Consider the following 17429-nt stretch of genomic DNA (forward strand, 5'->3'; position numbering starts at 1 on the left):
CCTTCGGGAAGGTTAGGATGGGATTTTTTCATACTCCTTCACCGCGTCTATAAATGCCTTGGCATTGTCTAAAGGAATATTGGGTAGAATGCCGTGACCTAAGTTGACGATGTAGTTATCTTTTCCGAATTCATCAATCATCTGCTTCACCATTTTTTTGATTTCTGCAGGTGGTGAGAACAATCTTGAAGGATCAAAATTACCTTGTAAGGTAATGTTTCCTCCCGTCAAATACCGCGCATTTCTTGGAGAACAGGTCCAATCTACCCCCAAAGCAGAGGCGTTTGATTTTGCCATATCACCTAATGCAAACCAACATCCTTTTCCAAAGGCAATAACAGGTGCATAATCTTTTAAAGCTTCAATAATCTGATTGATATATTGCCATGAAAATTCGTTATAATCGGATGGTGCCAACATGCCACCCCAAGAATCAAAGATTTGAACCGCATCACAGCCTGCAGCAACCTTTGCTTGTAAATATGTGATGGTGGTATCTGTAATTTTTTGTAGTAATTGATGGGCTGCAAAAGGATTTGTAAAACAAAATTGTTTGGCTTTATCAAAATTCTTGCTGCCTTGACCTTGCACGCAATAACATAATATAGTCCATGGCGACCCCGCAAAACCAATTAATGGCACCTCATCATTTAACATCTCCTTAGTCATCTTAATAGCTTGCATAACATAATCCAATTCCACATGCACATCAGGAACAATCACATTATCAACATCTTTTTGAGTGCGCACAGGATTTGGCAAATAGGGTCCAAAATCAGGTTTCATTTCAACCTCAATATTCATGGCCTGTGGAATGACCAAAATATCACTAAATAAAATTGCAGCATCCATTCCGTAACGACGGATAGGTTGAACCGTAATTTCACTGGCCAATTCTGGAGTTCTGCAACGGGTAAAGAAATCGTATTTTGCTTTTATTTCTTGAAATTCTGGCAAATAACGTCCAGCTTGACGCATCATCCAAACCGGTGGACGCTCTACTGTTTCACCTTTTAATGCTTTTAAGTATAAATCGTTTTTTATCATATACAACATTCCTGCAAATGCGGGAATCCCTTTTTATAAATTAGAATTTTATTTTAAATATTGGTCAACCCAATTATAAACTCACAAGGTTTTCCTCTTTCGGCGGAGAATTTGAAACCCTTGCAGCTTATATCTCTATTATTAGGCATAATTCTCATTCACCAAATCAATCACACTTTCAACCAATGGCACTTTAGCAACGCGGACGTCTTGAAAATATTTTTTCGCCTCCCTAGCCGTAGTCTCTCCAATGCAATAGGCAACCTTATTTTCTGAGCTATTGTTTTTCAAATAACTAGCTACGGTAGAAGGACTGTAAAACATGATGCCCTCAACGTTTGCATCAATCTTTTCAGAATCTAAAATTGTTTTATAGGCTTCCACCTCATTCACCTTAATATGATTTTTCTCGAGGGTTTGGGAGAGTTCGTCCAATCTAATATCACTACAAAAGTGTGTGACTTCAGTGCCATCAATGAAATCCACCAAATAAGCAGCAAGTGCACTGGCATAATTTTCAGAATGTGTCACTTTACCGATTTTAGACTCAATCAACCTTTTCGTACGTCGGCCCACACAATAGATATTTTTAAACTGCAATTCTTCTTTCGGAACACTTGCAGTAATAGCTTCTACAGCATTTTGACTCGTGATAATGACGTTTTCAATTGGCGTTTTTAAAAGAGGTTTGGAGATTCTGTTCAAGCTGATTTTTAGAAAATCCGTACTCTCAACGTTTAAATTTTTAAAGAGCTGACGTTGTGGTTCTGACAAATTCTTGGTAGAGAACACTTGAATTTTTCTATCGGCATCGTTGAGTTCATTCATGATCCGACTTCCGCCACGCTCGAGAATATAATCTGCGCCATATTGCGCTATATGATGATGGTTGCCCAGTTTTTCTGTGCGTGTCACCTCTATTTTCTTACTGCCATCCAAACTCAAAAGCACACCATTAAAAACAACTTCTTCATTTTTAATATACGCCAAAGCACCAATTGGAGCAGAACATCCACCTTCTAACAAGTTCAAGAACTTCCGTTCAATAGTGGTACAAATTTCGGTCTCTTCGTGGTTGATTTCTTGGCAGATAGCAAGAACGTCTTCATCCTCCGCACGCGCCGTAATCATAATGGCGCCTTGTGCAGGTGCAGGAATCATCCAATCGAGATTGATCGCATCTTCTGGTCGCAAACCAATTCTTCCAATGCCAGCTGCTGCAAAAATAGCAGCATTCCAATCTTCATTGTCCTCTAATTTTTGAAGGCGTGTATTGACGTTACCACGCAGCCCCACCACAGTGTGTGTTGGATACCGATTGAGCCATTGGGCCTTTCTTCTCAAGCTTCCCGTAGCAATAACGGCGTCTTTTTGGGATAAAAACTCTTCATTGTATTTAAAAACTAAGGTGTCTCTTACATTCCCTCGTTTTAAAACAGCAGCTTGAACGATGCCCTGAGGCAAAAGTGTAGGCACATCTTTAAGCGAATGTACGGCAATGTCAATCTCGTTATTGAGCATGGCCGAATCTAAAATCCGAGTAAAAACACCAACAATCCCCAATTCATAAATGGGTTTATCGAGGAGCATATCACCCGTTGATTTAATAGGAACCAAGGCGGTTTTATGGCCCAAATGCTCGAGTTGTTGTTGTACGGTTTTAGCTTGCCATAACGCTAATTCGCTATCGCGCGTACCAATTCTTATAAGTTTAGACATGTGTTGAAGATTCTAACTGAAACACTTTTTTGATCAGTTCAAGACTGTCATCGGTAGCCATATCATCATTTTTAAGATGGTATGCAAAGTGGTTGGTTATTTTTTGAATAATATTATTACTGATCAGCTCTGCTTGTGCTTCGTTAAAATCAGGTTGTTTTTTGCGTTGCGTCTCCAATTCGGCATTTTTGAAGTCGAGCAACTTATGTTTTAAAGCGTTGATGGTTGGTGCAAACTTTCGAGTTGCCAGCCAATTATTGAAATCTAATTTCACCTCTTCGAGAATTTGCTCGGCCACGGGAATGAACGCTTTTCTACGCTCTAAAGTATCATCAGTCATTTGCGACAGATCATCGAGATGCACCAAAGTCACATTTTTCAATTCGGTGACATTGTGGTTTACATTTCGTGGAATTGACAAATCTAAAATCAACAATGGTTTTTCAGATTGGATGCAATGCTTGTCCACCGTTGGATTAAGTGCACCAGTTGCAACAATCAAAATATCAGAACCATTGATTTCCTCTTGTAAATTGGCGTAGTCTTTTACCAACAGATTAAATTTACCACCAATCTCTTCAGCTTTGGTCTTCGTTCTGTTGATGAGCGTGATATGATCATTTTTAGTATGTTTCACCAAGTTTTCACAAGTATTTCTACCAATTTTACCTGTACCAAAAAGCAGGATGTTTTTCTTAGGAACATCTTTAACCGTATTTAAAATATAATGCACTGAAGCAAAAGACACAGAAGTGGCACCAGAAGAAATTTCTGTTTCAGTTTTAATACGCTTGCTCGCTTGAATCACCGCATTAATTAAGCGCTCAGTAAAAGCGTTGAGCAGTCCAAATTTTTTGGATACTCTGGCCGTCTTTTTTAGTTGACTTATAATTTCAAAGTCGCCCAAAATCTGACTATCCAAACCAGAACCTACGCGAAACATATGTGCGATGGCCTCTTTGTTTTTATAAATATAGGCTACTTCCTGAAATTCCTCTACCGTTCCTTTTGTGTTTTCACAAAGCAATTTGATAAGTTGATAAGGGTGTTCCGCAAAACCATAAAGTTCGGTTCGGTTGCAAGTTGAGGTTACAATTAAGCTCTCAATGCCTTCTATTTTTGCTTGATTAAGAAGTTTCTCTTTAGAGATTTCATCCAAACTAAAAAGCCCTCTGACATCGGCATCCGCTTTTTTATAGCTTAACCCAATGGCATAAAAATATGTTCCTCTTGTCATGTGATAATGCTCCATACCTGAATTGGAAAATTTCCGAAACAAAAATAGAGAGGAGAATCGAATAAAAACAACGCTAGAGGAACTATTAGTGTCGATTGTGGATTTTTGCAGGTATAATTTATAAAAGTATGATAAATATCATACTTTTGCAGGCCTATCAATGGTTTGAAAGGCTTTAGTTTAGAATGAATCTAAATAAAGAAAAAAAAATTTTGAAGTTTATGGGTTTGGAAAATGTCGCTAAAGGTTCTTTTGAGGAAACACAAGTTGAGGATGGATTTTTTGTTTTGACCTGTCAAAATGAAAGCAATGATATGCAAATTGCCCAACGGGAAATAGACAGTAATTATATTCAATTTCATTTTTGTTTAAAGGGCTCTAGCAAGTTTGTGTTTAATGAAGGCCGCTATGCTTTGGATATTTTAGAAGAAAACTCCCTCCTACTCTATAATCCGCAACGGGATTTGCCCATTCATTTAGAAATACAGCCCAATTCGTGGCTGGTTTCAATTTTAATATCCATTAAAAAATTTCATAGCCTATTCTCGCAAGAGGCAGACTATATTACTTTTTTGAGTGATGACAATAAGGATAAAAAATATTATAAGGATGGTAAAATCTCTCCATCGTCGTCCATTGTATTGACCCAACTGATCCATTACAACTTAAATGCATCGATCAAAAATCTGTATTTCAAAGGGAAAGCATATGAACTCTTAAGTCTATATTTTAATAGAAATGAGGAAGCCAATATAGAGCAGTGCCCATTTCTTGTAGACGAAACCAACGTTATCAAAATTCGAAAAGCAAAAGATATTATTATTTCCAGAATGGCAGAACCACCAACCTTACAAGAGCTGTCAGATGAAATTGGATTAAATCTAAAGAAACTCAAAGAAGGTTTCAAGCAGATTTATGGCGATACCGTCTATAGTTTTTTGTTTGAATATAAGATGGAAGTCGCCAGAAAAATCCTAGAATCCAACGACTATAATGTCAATGAAGTGGGCATGAAAGTGGGTTATAGTACATCGAGTCACTTTATAGCGGCATTCAAAAAGAAATATGGGACGACGCCTAAAAAATATTTAATGTCATTATCTTCGTAAATTATTAGTTGATAGATGTTCATTTTGGAAAAATCCAAGACATAGACGTCTATATGAGTTGGAATATAAATTAAAATGAGATTCCTGTTTTCGCAGGAATATACTATGAAAAAAGGAGTTTTACTTGTTAATTTGGGTTCCCCAGACAGCCCAACCCCAGAAGATGTCAAGCCTTATTTAAGTGAATTTTTAATGGACGAACGGGTTATTGATGTACCGGTTTGGCTAAGAACCTTCATTGTAAAAGGCATTATTTTAAATACACGCCCTAAAGCATCTGCGGCGGCGTACAAAAAAATATGGTGGGATGAAGGATCACCGCTCATTGTTATTTCTGAGCGTCTTCAGAAAAAAATTCAAAAAAATACAGAACTCCCGGTTGCTTTAGCCATGCGCTATGGGAGCCTAACTATAAAAAAAGGACTTCAAGAGTTAGTGGATAAAGGTGTGGAGGAAGTTTTCTTGATGCCCTTGTACCCACAATTTGCAATGGCAACTACTGAGACCATCTTAGTATTGGCGGAAGACATTCGAAAAGAACATTTTCCAAACCTTAAAATATCCGATTTAAAAGCGTTTTACAATCGTAAGGATTATATTGACGTGCTTTCCAATTCCATCGAAAGACATTTAAAAGATCATCCGTATGATCAATTGTTGTTTTCTTATCATGGTGTTCCAGAACGACATATCCGCAAACGCGACATTACCAAGTCACATTGTAAAATTGATAAAAGCTGTTGTATAACGCCTTCTCCGGCGCACGAATTTTGCTACCGTCACCAATGTTTGGAGGTGACCCGCTTGGTGGCTGAAAAACTCAATTTGGAACCAGGAACCTATTCTTCGTCATTCCAGTCACGACTAGGGTTTGATCCATGGTTACAGCCGCCTACCGATTTGACTATTGAACGTTTTGGAAAACAAGGCGTGAAAAAAATGGCCGTTGTAACCCCAGCATTCGTAAGTGATTGTTTAGAAACTTTAGAAGAAATTGCCATGGAAGGCCAAGAGATTTTCCATGAAATGGGCGGAAAAGAATTTACCACTGTGCCTTGCTTAAATGATGACGACGAATTTGTAACACTCCTTTCCAATTGGATCAATGATTGGGCAGCCACTGAATCAGTACTGGCATAATGGCTAAAGATTCCTCACAAGATTTAGGCACCCAACCTATCAGCAAGCTGTTAATAAAACAGGCTGTTCCCGCATCAATAGGGATTTTGGTGATGTCGCTCAACATCTTGGTGGATACTATTTTTGTTGGTAATTGGATTGGCGCTACCGCCATTGCAGCAATTAATGTTGTTCTTCCGGTATCGTTTTTCATTGCGGCCTTGGGTATGGCCATAGGGATTGGCGGCTCTTCTATAATTTCGAGAGCCCTCGGCGCCAACCATCATCAAAAGGCATTAAAAACTTTCGGTAACCAAATTACGCTGACCTTAATCCTGACTTTGTCAATGATCACCGTGGGGTTGCTTTTTGCAGATGCCATTATCGATTCCTTTGGAGGGAAAGGTGCTATTTTTGAACCGGCAAAAATTTATTATCAAATTGTACTTTACGGAGTTCCTGTTTTGGCGCTATGTATGATGGCCAATACAGTCATCCGTGCGGAAGGCAAACCAAAATTTGCCATGTACGCCATGATGATCCCCTCCGTTTTCAACTTGGTAATGGACTACATTTTTATCAATCTGCTAGATTACGGAATGGAAGGCGCTGCTTGGGCCACTACACTTTCTTACGTCATTTGTTTTGCATTTATCCTCTGGTATTTCGCATCCAATAAATCAGAATTGAAAATCGATTTCTCGCATTTGGGACTTAATTTCCCAATCGTAAAAGAAATCAGTTCTTTAGGATTTGTCACCTTAGCGCGGCAAGCCGTGGTGAGTGTTACGTATCTATTTATGAACAATATTTTATTTGATTTGGGTGGTGAAACTTCAGTAACTTCGTATGCCATTGCGGGCAGAATGTTGATGTTTGCTATGTTTCCGGTATTGGGGGTTACCCAAGGATTTTTACCCATTGCAGGATTTAACTATGGCGCTAAAAATTACCATCGGGTCAGGGAGACCCTAAATACCGCCATCAAATATGCGGCCATCTTAGCATCTCTAGTGTTTATTGTTTTGATGATTTTTCCAGAGAATATTACAAAAATGTTCACCACTGACGTTGATGTCGTAAGGCAAGCCCCAAGTGATATGCGTTGGGTTTTTGCGGCAACACCCATTATTGCATGGCAATTAATTGGAGCCGCCTATTTTCAGGCCATTGGAAAAGCGAGACCGGCCTTATTGCTGACCTTGTGCCGACAAGGTTTCTTTTTCATTCCACTCATCTTGATTTTACCAAAATTTTATGGCGAATTGGGGGTTTGGATCTCCTTCCCCATATCCGATGTGTTGGCCACCGTTGTCACTGCTTATTTTTTGAATCGAGAGATCAAGAAGAATTTAATTCCTAAAGATGTTTAATTATTTTTGAGCTATGGAATACTACAACTATATAAAAGCCCTACACCTCATTTTTGTTATTACTTGGTTTGCCGGTCTGTTCTATATTCCGAGATTGTTTGTCTATCAAATCGAAGCCTTCCATAAACCATCCCCAGAGAAAGAAATTTTAGGAAAGCAACTTAAATTAATGGCCAATCGTCTTTGGTATATTATTACTTGGCCGTCAGCCATTTTAGCAACCGTATTTGCCATTTGGCTACTTATTCTGGCGCCGTCTTGGTTGCAGCAAGGTTGGATGCACGTTAAGTTGGCGTTTGTTGTGCTCTTAATATGTTATCATTTAAAAACCCATCAGTATTATAAACAATTACAGCGCGACAACGTTAAAAAGACCTCCAACTTTATGCGACTTTGGAATGAAGGCGCCACCTTTATCTTATTCTCTGTGGTGTTTTTGGTCATCTTAAAAAGCTCCATTAATTGGATTTTTGGAGTGGTAGGAATTGTGGTTTTAGGGGTGCTTTTGATGTTGGGATTCAAAATATATAAAAACATCAGAAGCAAGAATCCGGAATCATAAAATTTCAAACCTCAAATTTCAACGATCATTTTATTCGAATTTAAAATTTTGTTTTTTGAGATTTTCGGCATAGTCGTTTTTGGTTTGATTATTGATACCTTTATCGCGCTACTCATATATTGATGAAAATAAGAAGACTTTCCTTACGCGTACGCATCTTTTTCGCCATGATCTTGTTGGTGCTTATCGCGTCCATCCTAATTGCGGCGGTAACTATTTATCAATACAATGAAGAAGCACAAGACTATCATCGCGATCGCTTAGAACGGAAGGAAGACAATATCAAACGGCATATTGATTTTGTGATCCGGGAAACAACTTGGGAAGTCAAAACCGATAATGTCCGATTAATTTTTAAAGAGGAGATTTATAAGATTGCAGACATCCATCAATTGCAAGTTAACCTTTTTGATCTTGAGGGCGGATTAATAAAATCATCAAAATCGAGTATTGAAGGTGATACTTTATCCAGTTGTTTACACGCCGATATTTTAAATGCACTATCCAATACCTCTGAGCACAGATATGTGGAAAAAACCACATTGAACAATCAAACTTTCCAATCTTCCTACACTTATATCACCGATAAGAAATTCAAACCTATTGCCATTTTAAATCTGCCGTATCTAGAAAATGATGAGTTTTTAAATAAGGAATTAATTGAGTTTTTGGAGCGTTTGGGATATGCGTATTTTGTGATGCTCATCTTGGCCATTGTCTTGGCATATTTTCTTTCAAAATACATTACAAAATCACTTAAGACCATAAGTGACAAAATCAATGCAACGCGTTTGGAAAAACAGAATAAACGGATTGAAATAGATTCTTCCAGCGAAGAGATAGCTACTTTGGTCAATTCTTATAATAGTATGATTGACGAACTTCAGGAAAGTGCCGTTAAATTAGCTACTTCTGAACGTGAACAGGCCTGGCGCGAAATGGCCAAACAAGTAGCGCACGAAATTAAAAATCCGCTAACACCCATGCGGTTGAGCGTGCAAAGTTTTCAGCGCAAGTTTGATCATGGCGATCCGGAAATCTATCATAAAGTGGACGAGTACAGCAAAACACTCATTCAGCAAATTGATACGATGAGCTCCATTGCTTCGGCCTTTTCCAATTTTGCTAAAATGCCTGCCCAACAAAATGAAACTTTGAATGTGGTGGAAATTGTAAAATTGGCCCTGGATATTTTTAGTGAAGATTATATCGTTTTTGTAGCTGATGAAAAGGAAATCATCTCAAAATTAGACCGTACCCAACTAATCCGAGTGGTGACCAATTTGGTAAAGAACGCTACTCAGGCGATTGTCGAAGATAAAGATCCGAAAGTGGTGGTTAGCGTCATGTCTGAACAAGACATGGTTAAAATTGCCGTTTCCGACAATGGGAAAGGCGTTTCCCAAGAAAATATTTCGAGAATATTTGAACCAAAGTTTACTACAAAATCCAGCGGAATGGGCCTAGGTTTGGCGATGGTCAAAAATATTGTAGAAACTTATAACGGCACCATTACGTTTACTTCCCAAAAAGGAAGAGGCACAATCTTTACGGTGACATTTCCCAAAGCATAAACTTCCTGCTTCGCCCAATTGAAAGACTTTAAAAGGCAAAACCTTTAGGTTCAAGTTAGCATATCTCACAAAATATTGTTTAATTTTAAGGCTTTGGCGCTTTGAACAGAAATACAGATAGTTTTGTTTTGAAGTTGTCATAGAAATTTATACGAAGTCAGATTCTCAACTTTTAAAAAACACAATAATGTCTTACGAAAATATCTTATCAGAATCAAACAACGGTATCACCACAATAACCATTAACCGACCTAAAAAATTAAATGCGTTAAACAAAGCGACCATTAATGAGCTTAATCAAGCCTTTAAAATCGCCGATAAAGATAAGCACACCAAAGTGATCATTATTACCGGAAGTGGAGAAAAGGCCTTTGTTGCGGGTGCTGACATTAGTGAATTCGCACATTTTGATGTGGAGGATGGCGGAAAATTGGCTGCCAAAGGTCAGGAATTGCTGTTTGACTATGTTGAAAATCTTTCAACTCCAGTCATTGCTGCGGTCAACGGATTTGCCCTTGGTGGCGGACTTGAATTGGCCATGGCCTGTCATTTCAGGATTGCAAGCGACACTGCCAAAATGGGCTTGCCAGAAACGTCCTTGGGCGTTATTCCGGGCTATGGAGGAACGCAGCGCTTACCACAATTGGTCGGGAAAGGTCGCGCCATGGAAATGGTCATGACAGCTGGAATGATTGATGCCGAAACTGCAAAAGCCTATGGCTTGGTCAATCACGTCACTACACAAGACGAACTGATGCCTTTATGCGAAAAGATTGCAAGCAAGATCATGCGTAATTCTCCAGTGGCCATTAAAGGCGCCATAAAAGCGATCAACGCCAATTATAAAGATGGTGTTGATGGTTATAAGGTAGAAATCAAACAATTTGGAAAATGCTTCGGTACCGAAGATTTCACCGAAGGAACAACGGCATTTTTGGAAAAACGTAAGGCGGAGTTTCCTGGGAAATAAACAAATTCTTGCGCAGGCAGGAATCTCGATGGAACACGGATGACAAAGATTTAGCTGGTTTTCGCTGAATTGATTTATGTACCTTAAATGATTAGTACTCTATCTGCACAATTCGAGTGTTAGAACATGTTCCACATAATAGGAGTTGTACGCAAGCTGAAAAGAAATCGTAACTTTGCATTAAACTTTTAGAAACAAAATTGAAAGTAGAACATAACATATCACGAATTAGACATTTGCTAGAAATGTACAGAATGGACGTACAGGATTTCTTGCAAAGAATTAGTGCTGGACTTAAAAACCCAATCACTAAAGAAGATGTGTTTGGAAAAGAAATACAGATATCTTATTTAAAAAGAATTGACAAACTCTTTGAAAAGGGCCTTCATTATTACCTTGACCCAAAAGCACCTGAAAAATCTAAAGAAGCGAGTGTCTTTTTTAGGAAGCAAAATTTTCATAACGATGAGCTAAATGTTGGAGCTATTAAAATTGTAAATCAATTTGAAGAATTAAAACTTTCTCTTTCTGCAATTGCAAAACTATCTGATTTAGATTTTAAAAGGAAAATTAAAAAATATTCAACTTCTGACAATCCTCGAGAAATTGCTTTAAAAGCTCGAAAAGTTTTATATCCAAAATTCGATAATAATAGACGTAATTTTTTAAAGTCATTAATTGGGTCATTTGCATCAAAAAACATAATGGTTTTCGAATTCATTGAGACTTGGAATAAAAAGGAAAAAGCGAATATTGATGGTTTCTATTTAAAGCCAAATATGATTGTGCTTAAAAGACATCAATCTTTCTCAAGGGAAATTTTCACACTTGCCCACGAACTAGGTCATTATTTACTAGATGAAGAGGAAATTGAAGAAATTAATTATGCTGTCTTTAATAAAAATTTATCTTCAATAGAGCGTTGGTGTAACGATTTTGCTTTTTTCTTTTTGGCAGGTAGTTATGCAGAATCAATAGATTCTTTAGAAAAAGCCTCTTCAGATAATGATTATCATCACGAATTTATAGCGAAAGTTTCTTACCAAACTCATTTAAGTAAATTATCTCTTTTCACTAGACTTCTTTATCAGGGTAAAATATCAAAGTCAAACTATAATTTGGTGAAGGAAGAATTTGAGATTCTTTACAGACAACAACAAGAAGAAAAGGAACGGGAAATACAATTACAAAAAGAGCAAGGAATAAAACAAAGAGGTTCTGTTGCCAAACCAATTCCTTCACCTTTGTTTTTATCTACAATTCAAACAGCATATTACGAAGGTGTATTGAACGAATATGAGGTTTGTAAAAAACTCAATATCAAACCCGAAAAACTAGAAAAATACATTTGATGAAAGTAATAATTGATACAAGTTCCTTACTGTCCTTGGTTCGTTATTACTTACCATTTGACCAGAATACAAAGTTATATAAATTCATAAAGTCTGAATTTGAAAATGGCAATTTAATTCTAATAGATGCTGTCTATGAAGAATGTGAATATACAACTCAAGGGTTAGTTCTAAAATCTTTAGACTATTTGAACGAAAAAGATTTTAAGAAAACTTTTAAACTTCCTATAAAAACAAAAGATTTACTTCCACCTTCAACAAAGAAATTTTATAATCTTTTAAATGACAATTTCAGAACACCACTATCTAGAAGACTCAATGAAGCAGAATTCGAAGAACGTAAAAAGGAGTTTTTAGAAACAGCAGACGCAAGAATGATTATTCTTGCTCTTATTAAGAAAAATGAAAAAGAGGAAATTACAATAGTTACGGAAGAATCTGAAAATGGGAATGACAGCAAAGCATTTAAAAAAATTCCTGCGATTTGTAAAATTCTTGATGTGAATGTAATGACCTTGCCTGAGTTATTAAAAGTTTATCAAGGCATAGACATTGAGTTTAAGTAAAGCCAGCGTACAACACCGTAATTTATTGCTAGTTCTCGCCTACTTACGAAAATCCTCGCAGATTTTCTATTTGGTTTGTATTTGCTAAATTAGGTGCTTAAAACACACAACAAACCATATACAAGCACGTTCTGTATAATTCTTCCCATTTCGGGAAAAATTAATCTCTTAAAGCTAACCTTTCAAGAAAATCAAAAAATAAGCTGAAAATCAAAAAATACTAAAAGTCGAATTTCAGAGCATTCGAAAAACCTTACTCAGAATTCGAAGACTTGGATGTTTTACCAATTTTTGGTATATTTGAGTAAAGTAGAAATAAAATGAGCAAAAACACATCAATATCACTCGGAAATTATTTTGAAGAATTTGTTCAAAGTCGAATCAAAGAAGGTCGATTTAAAAATGTAAGCGAAGTTATACGGGCTGGATTAAGGCTTTTAGAAGAAGAAGAAACTAAGGTCATTGCACTGAGGAACGCAATTCAGGACGGCATTGATAGCGGTATCGCGCACGATTTTGATCCTAAAAAGCATCTTGAATCTCTAAAATCGAAAAAGAACTTAAATGGCTAATTTTAAGCTTACAAACAAGGCCGTTGAGGATTTATCGAAAATTTGGGTATACGTTTGAAGTATGGTCAGAAAAGCAAGCGGATATTTATTATGAATCGCTAATTTCTGACTGTCAAAAAATTGCTGACAACCCAAGTTTAGGAAAAAACTATAACGGAATTACTCAAAATCTTCTTGGAATAAAATCGAATAGACATATCATTTTCTATCGAACATTCAATGATAACTATGTCGAAATTACAAGAATTTTACACGAGAGAATGGATTTAAAAGAGAGAATAAACGTATAAAAAACTACACACAACAAAGAAGTGATTAAAAACATAGCTTGTTTTAGAATGTCTGAAAGGTAGTTGCTTATTTGGAATGCCCGCCAAATCTTTGATTTGGCTCAGTGCCTATCCAAAAGTTATTGTAAATTTAAACGCTCCGTTCCATATACGTAACGTTGACAATAATCTGCATGTGATGCATACTTGATGTTTTTTTACACCAAATCATTAATTATGTCTAGACAAAGTATATCATTTACAGATAATGGCAATAATAGGTCGACAAGATTTGCCTGAAAAATTGTAACCGGAAATTATAAAAACTGTTGCCAAAAATGGCTATGTAATTGCTAGTTCTAGCATTCTACTAAAAATCCTCGCGGATTTCCAATAGTAAGTACCTGTTTGGAATTGTCCGTAACGAATCACGCCACCGCCCATACCAGAACGGTCGGCACCAATTCACACAAATCTAATAAAAATGAAGGTTACAGCTGAAAAAAACGAAAAAATTGCTAAAATGACATTTGCATCTGTTTATCCTCATTACATAAATAGGTTAGAGAAAAATGGGAGAACGAAAGAAGAATTCCATCAAGTGATAGAATGGTTAACTGGCTTTGATGAGGAAAGAATACAGCAACTGATAGATGAAAAAGCGACTTTTGAAACATTCTTTCAAAAAGCAGAATTACATCCCAATGCTCATCTCATTAAAGGCATGGTTTGTGGTTATCGTATTGAAGAAATACCAGATGAATTTGAATTGTATAGACAATGTCGATATTTAGATAAGTTGTATGATGAATTAGCAAAAGGACGTAAAATTGAAAAAATTCTGCGAGTAGAAAAGAAATAAAAACTGGCACTCTCACCATATAGAAATAATTGCAGTTTTTTGTCAAAACCAAGCTAGTTTCGCCATAACCATATCTGATTTTTCTACCGAAACTCCTCGCACTTTAACCCTTAAAACCAAGAAAAAAGCGAACTAAAATTGATAATTTAGTATCATTGATAAAATTCAAATTGAATTTAGAAGCTCAAAAAATAGAATTTATTCAAGAATATTTAAAACTTTAAAGTGAGGAGACAATTCCCAGACTCGAGAAAATGTTGACAAAGGAGAAAAATCTCTCTGACAAAAGCTACCCAAAATAAAACGGACGAAATAATCCCAAGTGACAGCATAATAGATCATCAATTACTTCCTTCTAGGTTACTTCTGACAAAATGGACATCCGCACGCGAGAGAAATATTAAGGAAATTTAAGAGACTTGTGGAGGTTTTAAGTTTAGATGATAAAATGACGGAATTCGCTTTGAGTGACGATAATTTCACTGATTTTGAAGATGGACTTCAATACTACTCAGCTTTGGAAAACCAAATAGATATCATAATAAAAGAAATAAAAAAGACTTTAAAAACTCAAATATTCCTGTTTTAACTGCAAAAGAATATTTAGCTCGAAAATAATCTCGGTCATCAATAGAGCTGTGTATTATTAACTGTTTGCTTTGAGTTTAATACGTCAATCAAACTCACTTTTCACTTACCTGAAATGTACCAACCTTAAATAACCCAATAAAAAATGCGAACCACTTATTTAGTTCGCATTTTTTAATTTTATGTCTCCATCGTTAATCTGTCTTCGAACATCAGTCATCCGTCATCGGTCTCACCACTTCCTCTACAAGCGAAGATTTCTACCTTCTAATCTCGACTTACGACTTCCCGCCAACAATCGTCAATTCATCCACAATATGCTTGGCATCTGAATATTTATCAATCAACCAAAGAACGTATCTGATATCAACGTTAATTGTACGTTGTAGATTGCTATCAAAGATAACGTCTCCAGCCATGGCTTCAATATTTCCGTCAAAAGCCAACCCTATCAATTCGCCTTTTCCATTGATTACTGGAGATCCTGAATTACCACCCGTAATATCATTGTCTGATAAAAAGTTTACGGAAAGCTCACCTTTTTCGTTAGCATAACGTCCATAATCTTTTTTCTCATAAGCCTCCAGCATGTGTTGTGGCAAATCAAATTCATCATCGTTTGGTTTGTATTTCGCAACCATACCTTTTAAAGTCGTGTAGTTGTTAACTGCAGCGTCATTTCTATCATCCTCAGGCAAAGCTCTCACTTTTCCGTAGCTTAAACGCAAGGTTGAGTTAGCATCAGGATATTGAATATTACTTAACCCCGACTCACGTAATCCAGCCACCAATTTTCTAAAAGCCGCTTGAAAATCATTTTCCGGCTGCACTAAATTTTCAGGCTGTTCTCTGTATTTCGTCAACAATTGACCAGATAGTTTATACAACTGATCATTCTCCAACTTTGAAGCCTCAGGATTTTCCAAATATGCCATCACCTTTTCCTTTGAGGTAAAGATGCTTTCATCAAAAGTAGAGTCTACAAATGCCGTAAAGTCATTGTTGTTTTTTGCGCCAACTTCATTCACCATCTCTGGAAGTGGATAATTGGTTTTAGAGGCATATAAGTTCAATTGCTTTGCGAGAATTTCTTTTTCCAAAGGCATATAGAAGTCTTTAAACGAACTTTCAATAAACGATTCCAATCTTGGAAGCATGTTTTCACGCGCCGCTTCATTAGCATTTGTATATTGCTCTAAAGCACCACCCAATCGATAAGGTAGGGCCGCAAATTTACTGGCTCGCAAAATTCCGGTCAAATAATTATCGTGTTGCGCTTTTTCATTGGTCAGTTTATAATACGCGTTGATATCAGAAATCACCGTTCCATATTTGGCTTTATTTTTCTTTTTGTTCGCCCATTTGTCAAAAGCATCCTCTACTTTAGTTTTGGTGGCTACGGTTTTATGATCGGTTAAAGCGTCAATCATCCCACCACGGTTTTTCCAGTAGTTGGCAATACTTGCATAAGATGACGCGTACATTAAATTGATAGCTTCGTCATTATCCATGTATTTTTTCATGACGTCCATACTCAATTTAGAACCTTCCACCCACGCCGGATAAGCAAATTTCACGTTTTGCTCAACACCTTGTGCAGGCATCCAACGATTCGTTCTCCCTGGATAGCCTAAAATCATCGCAAAGTCATTTTCCTTTACGCCATCAATACTGACAGGAAGATGGTATTTTGATTTTAAAGGAACGTTTTCAGTGGAATATTCTGCTGGGTTACCATCAGCATCTGCATAAACTCTGAATAAAGAAAAATCCCCCGTATGTCTTGGCCATTCCCAATTATCAGTATCGCCACCGTATTTTCCAACACTTTCAGGAGGTGTTCCTACCAGACGGACATCTTTATAATCTTCATAAACAAAATAGTAAAACTCATTGCCTTGATAGAATGACCGTACAGAAACGGTATACTTTCCACCGTCATTATTTTCCTGTTCAATTTTTGCAATTTCTTTGTTAAGGGCAACTTCACGCTCTTTCTCAGACATGTCAGTATTTACTTGTGCCAACATACGCTTTGAAACGTCATCCATTCTTACAAAGAATCTGACATATAAACTTTCTGGCTTTAACTCTGCATCGAGTGACTTTGCCCAATAGCCATCTTTGAGATGATTTCTATCAGCTGTTGATAATTCCGCAATGGCATCATAGCCGCAATGATGGTTAGTCAACACCAATCCGCTATCAGAAACAATACTGGCGGTACAGCCCCCATTAAATTGTACAATGGCATCTTTTAAACTTCTATTGTTGACGCTGTAAATTTCTTCAGCAGTCAGTTGAAGTCCCATTTTTTGCATATCTCTTTGGTTCAAACGCTCAATATGCATCAAGAACCACATGCCTTCATCTGCTTTTATCGCAGAAGAAAAAGTGAACATAAAAATAGTGAGGGAAAGCAATAATTTCTTCATGTTTTTAAATTATATGTGAGCGCCAAAAATATCGAATTTTTAGATGGTATAAAGAATCTCCAACTGTTAAAACCT

General features: G+C 36.8%; 14 protein-coding genes and 2 pseudogenes. 12 read left to right on the top strand and 4 right to left on the bottom strand.

Annotated features, from left to right (window positions below):
• Nucleotides 1-12 precede the first annotated feature (12 nt).
• The 3 genes from hemE to hemA all read right to left on the bottom strand — a co-directional run bounded on the left by hemE (nucleotide 13) and on the right by hemA (nucleotide 4018).
• Nucleotides 13-1047: a uroporphyrinogen decarboxylase gene (hemE, locus tag G525_RS0110350; RefSeq protein WP_027126115.1), complete on the bottom strand. Its 1035-nt coding sequence runs from the start codon at nucleotides 1045-1047 to the stop codon at nucleotides 13-15.
• Nucleotides 1048-1188: 141 nt separating this feature from the next.
• Nucleotides 1189-2766, bottom strand: a complete 1578-nt coding sequence (gene hemC / locus G525_RS0110355; RefSeq protein WP_027126116.1) for a hydroxymethylbilane synthase — start codon at nucleotides 2764-2766, stop codon at nucleotides 1189-1191.
• Nucleotides 2759-4018, bottom strand: a complete 1260-nt coding sequence (gene hemA, locus G525_RS0110360) for a glutamyl-tRNA reductase (RefSeq protein WP_027126117.1) — start codon at nucleotides 4016-4018, stop codon at nucleotides 2759-2761. The genes hemC and hemA overlap by 8 nt, the downstream gene beginning before the upstream one ends.
• Before the next feature lie 170 nt (nucleotides 4019-4188).
• Between hemA and G525_RS0110365 the strand changes: the two genes are divergently transcribed.
• The 12 genes and pseudogenes from G525_RS0110365 to G525_RS22660 form a co-directional block, all read left to right on the top strand.
• Nucleotides 4189-5112, top strand: coding sequence for a helix-turn-helix domain-containing protein (locus tag G525_RS0110365; RefSeq protein WP_245577769.1), 924 nt, complete (start codon nucleotides 4189-4191; stop codon nucleotides 5110-5112).
• A 105-nt stretch (nucleotides 5113-5217) separates the two neighbouring features.
• Nucleotides 5218-6252 carry a ferrochelatase gene (gene hemH, locus G525_RS0110370; RefSeq protein WP_027126119.1) on the top strand — a complete coding sequence of 345 codons (1035 nt, stop codon included), beginning with the start codon at nucleotides 5218-5220 and terminating at the stop codon, nucleotides 6250-6252.
• Nucleotides 6252-7604: an MATE family efflux transporter gene (locus G525_RS0110375; RefSeq protein WP_027126120.1), complete on the top strand. Its 1353-nt coding sequence runs from the start codon at nucleotides 6252-6254 to the stop codon at nucleotides 7602-7604. The genes hemH and G525_RS0110375 overlap by 1 nt, the downstream gene beginning before the upstream one ends.
• 13 nt (nucleotides 7605-7617) lie before the next feature.
• Nucleotides 7618-8166 carry a CopD family protein gene (locus G525_RS0110380; protein WP_027126121.1) on the top strand — a complete coding sequence of 183 codons (549 nt, stop codon included), beginning with the start codon at nucleotides 7618-7620 and terminating at the stop codon, nucleotides 8164-8166.
• Between the two features lie 122 nt (nucleotides 8167-8288).
• Nucleotides 8289-9740 (top strand): sensor histidine kinase, encoded by a 1452-nt coding sequence (locus tag G525_RS0110385; protein ID WP_027126122.1) that lies wholly within the window; start codon nucleotides 8289-8291, stop codon nucleotides 9738-9740.
• Nucleotides 9741-9927: 187 nt separating this feature from the next.
• On the top strand, nucleotides 9928-10710 hold the full coding sequence (locus G525_RS0110390) for an enoyl-CoA hydratase/isomerase family protein (RefSeq protein ID WP_027126123.1): 783 nt from the start codon (nucleotides 9928-9930) through the stop codon (nucleotides 10708-10710).
• Nucleotides 10711-10964: 254 nt separating this feature from the next.
• The gene (locus tag G525_RS0110395) at nucleotides 10965-12062 is read left to right on the top strand and encodes an ImmA/IrrE family metallo-endopeptidase (RefSeq protein WP_051209884.1); all 1098 of its coding nucleotides are present in this window, start codon (nucleotides 10965-10967) and stop codon (nucleotides 12060-12062) included.
• Nucleotides 12062-12628, top strand: coding sequence for a DUF4411 family protein (locus G525_RS0110400; protein WP_027126125.1), 567 nt, complete (start codon nucleotides 12062-12064; stop codon nucleotides 12626-12628). Before G525_RS0110395 ends, G525_RS0110400 begins: the two co-directional genes overlap by 1 nt.
• A gap of 320 nt (nucleotides 12629-12948) precedes the next feature.
• Nucleotides 12949-13200, top strand: a complete 252-nt coding sequence (locus tag G525_RS0110405) for a type II toxin-antitoxin system ParD family antitoxin (protein ID WP_027126126.1) — start codon at nucleotides 12949-12951, stop codon at nucleotides 13198-13200.
• Nucleotides 13193-13490: pseudogene (locus tag G525_RS20700) on the top strand (type II toxin-antitoxin system RelE/ParE family toxin). The gene G525_RS0110405 and the pseudogene G525_RS20700 overlap by 8 nt, the downstream one beginning before the upstream one ends.
• A 463-nt stretch (nucleotides 13491-13953) precedes the next feature.
• Nucleotides 13954-14331, top strand: a complete 378-nt coding sequence (locus G525_RS0110415; protein ID WP_035479477.1) for a DUF2200 domain-containing protein — start codon at nucleotides 13954-13956, stop codon at nucleotides 14329-14331.
• 388 nt (nucleotides 14332-14719) lie between these two features.
• A pseudogene (locus tag G525_RS22660) lies at nucleotides 14720-14949 on the top strand (PIN domain nuclease); the annotation flags it as partial.
• Nucleotides 14950-15197: 248 nt separating this feature from the next.
• Here G525_RS22660 and G525_RS0110425 read toward each other — a convergent pair.
• Nucleotides 15198-17354 (bottom strand): S46 family peptidase, encoded by a 2157-nt coding sequence (locus G525_RS0110425; protein WP_027126128.1) that lies wholly within the window; start codon nucleotides 17352-17354, stop codon nucleotides 15198-15200.
• Nucleotides 17355-17429: the final 75 nt, after the last annotated feature.

This window comes from Gelidibacter mesophilus DSM 14095 (genome assembly GCF_000423005.1).
Taxonomy (GTDB): Bacteria; Bacteroidota; Bacteroidia; order Flavobacteriales; family Flavobacteriaceae; genus Gelidibacter; species Gelidibacter mesophilus.